This window comes from Streptomyces sp. NPDC002835, from assembly GCF_053591995.1.
Genome location: NZ_JBSFUW010000112.1, coordinates 1 through 2,997, shown reverse-complemented (window position 1 = coordinate 2,997; position 2,997 = coordinate 1). Strand labels below are relative to the sequence as shown.

Below are 2,997 nucleotides of genomic sequence, written 5' to 3'. Positions count from 1 at the left end.
CACTCCCGGGCACCCGCCCGCACACTCTCCCACCCCATGACCAGCACAACGCACCAGCCGCCGCCCCGTCACGCAAAAGACCGTTGCAGTACTAACCCGCGCCGCAGCCGAACTCCACGTCAACGGGACACCCGTCGACCGGCAGGCCTTCTTCACCGGCCGGGGGAACACGCCGCGCCGGGCCGACCTGCCGACGTACGCCTTCCAGCGCCGCCGGTACTGGCTCGACGCGAGGTCCGGGCGCAGGGAGCAGACCGGTGGTTCACCGGTGGACGGCTGGCGCTACCGGGTGGTGTGGCGGCCGATGCCGGATGCGTCCGACACGGCTGAACTCACCGGCGACTGGTTGCTGTTGCTGCCTGCCGGTCACGAGAGCCGGCCTCTCGTACGTGACGTCGTCCGGGCTCTGGAGAGCGGGCACGGTGCCGTACGGCAGGTCGTGCTCGACACCGCCGTGGCCGACCGGGAGCGTTTTGCCGAGCAACTGCGGGAAGCGCGCGCGGAGTTCGACGCGCCGGTGACTGGCGTGCTGTCGCTGCTCGCGCTCGCGGACGCCGACGGTGAGGAGGAGCCCGGTACGGTCGCCCCGACCCTGGCGCTCGTCCAGGCGCTCGGCGACGCGGGCGTCGAGGCTCCCCTCTGGTGCGCCACCCAGGGTGCGGTCACCACCGGCGGCTCCGACCCGCTCGCCCACCACGCCGAGGCGCAGGTCTGGGGCCTGGGGCAGGTCGCGGCTCTCGAACACCCCGACCGTTGGGGCGGGCTGGTCGACCTGCCCGAACAGCTCGACGAGCGCGGCGGCGCACACCTGCGTGCCGTACTGGCCGCGACGCCCGGCGGTGAGGACCAGGTGGCGGTCCGCGAGGCCGGTGTCCTCGCGCGCCGACTGACCCGGGCGGCAGGCAGCAGCGGTACGGGCTGGCAGCCGCGCGGCACCGTCCTGATCACCGGCGGCACCGGCGCGCTCGGCGCACACGTGGCGCGCTGGGCCGCCGAGAACGGCGCCGAGCAACTCGTCCTCGCCAGCCGGCGCGGCGGCGAGGCCCCCGGGGCCACCGCCCTGCACGACGACCTCACCGCGCTCGGCGTCACGGTGACCTTCGCGGCCTGTGATGTGAGCGACCCCGAGTCGGTGCGCGCCCTGGTCGCCGAGCACCCGGGCCTCACCGCGGTCGTGCACACCGCCGGCAGCCTCGACGACGGCGTACTGGACCACCTCACCGCCGACCGCCTCGACCATGTCCTGCGTCCGAAGGCCACCGCCGCCGCGCTTCTCGACCGGTACACGCGTCACCTGGACCTGGACGCGTTCGTCCTGTTCTCCTCGGCGGCCGCCACCTTCGGCAACGAGGGCCAGGCCAACTACGCGGCCGCGAACGCTTACTTGGACGCGCTGGCACAGCGGCGGCACGCGCTGGGGCTGCCCGCCACCTCCGTGGCGTGGGGTGCCTGGGCGGACTCCGGTATGGCGACGGGGCACGCGGCGGCGGAGCAGTTGCACCGCAGCGGGTTCCCCCCGATGACCCCGGACCTCGCGCTCACCGCGCTGGCCCAGGCCGTCGGCCACGGCACTCCGGCCGTGACCGTCGCCGACATCGACTGGGCCCGCTTCGTACCGGCGTACACCGCCGCCCGTCCCAGCCCGCTGATCTCCGACCTGGCGGACGTACGGGATCTGCGGGCGGCGGCCGGGCCGGCCGTGTCCGGCGGAGCGCAGCGCGCCGAGGAGTCGTCGCTGGCCGGGCAGCTGGCCGCGCTGACGGCGCCGCAGCGGGAGGAGCTGGTGCTGGATTCGGTGCGTACGCAGGCGGCGTTGGTGCTCGGCCACGCCGGGCCGCAGTCGGTGGCTCCGAACCGCGCGTTCAAGGAGCTCGGCTTCGACTCGCTCGGCGCGGTCCAGCTGCGCAACCGGCTCAACGCGGCCACCGGGCTGCGGCTGACCACCAGCGTGATCTTCGACTACCCGACGGCGACCGAGCTCGCCCGCCATGTGCTGGGCGAGTTCCCCGGCCTCGGAGGCGACACCGCCGCGGCCGGGCAGGTGGCCACTCCCGGTGCGCCGTTGGCCGACGACGACCCGATCGCGATCGTGGCCATGAGCTGCCGCTTCCCGGGCGGGATCCGGACGCCCGAGCAGCTGTGGGCGCTGCTGGCGGCGGGCGGCGACGCGGTCGCGCCGTTCCCCGCCGACCGCGGCTGGGACCTGGAGGCGCTCTACGACGCCGACCCGGACCGTTCCGGCACGTCGTATGTGCGCGAAGGGGCCTTCCTCCAGGGCGTGAGCGAGTTCGACACGGCCTTCTTCGGCATCAACCCGCGCGAGGCCCTGGCCATGGACCCGCAGCAGCGGCTGCTGCTTGAGACCTCCTGGGAGGCCCTCGAGCGGGCCGGCATCGACCCGAAGTCCCTGCGCGGCAGCAAGGCCGGCGTCTTCGTCGGCAGCAACGGGCAGGACTACGCCACCCTGCTCCGGCAGGTGCCGGAGACCGTCGAGGGGTACCTCGGTACGGGTATCGCGGGCAGCGTGGCGTCGGGCCGCGTGGCATACACCCTGGGTCTGGAGGGCCCGGCCGTCACCGTCGACACCGCCTGCTCGTCGTCCCTGGTCGCCCTGCACATGGCCGCCCAGTCCCTGCGCTCCGGCGAGTGCTCGCTCGCCCTCGCGGGCGGTGTGACGGTCATGTCGACTCCCGAGGTCTTCGTGGAGTTCAGCCGGCAGCGGGGACTCGCCCCCGACGCCCGGGTCAAGGCCTTCGCCGAGGCCGCCGACGGCACCGGCTGGGGCGAGGGCGTCGGCATGCTGCTGCTGGAGCGGCTCTCCGATGCCGAACGGCATGGACACCCGGTCCTGGGCATCGTGCGGGGCACGGCCGTCAACCAGGACGGCGCCAGCAACGGCCTGACCGCGCCGAACGGTCCTTCCCAGCAGGGGGTGATCCGGCAGGCCCTCGCCAATGCCGGTCTCACCCCTGTGCAGGTCGACGCGGTCGAGGCGCA

Annotated in this window: 1 protein-coding gene; it reads left to right on the top strand. The window is 74.2% G+C overall.

The annotated features are described in order from the left end of the window. Nucleotides 1–268 precede the first annotated feature (268 nt). The coding region (locus ACWD01_RS37335; protein ID WP_451168426.1) for a type I polyketide synthase at nt 269–2,997 on the top strand (2,729 nt) is incomplete at its 3' end.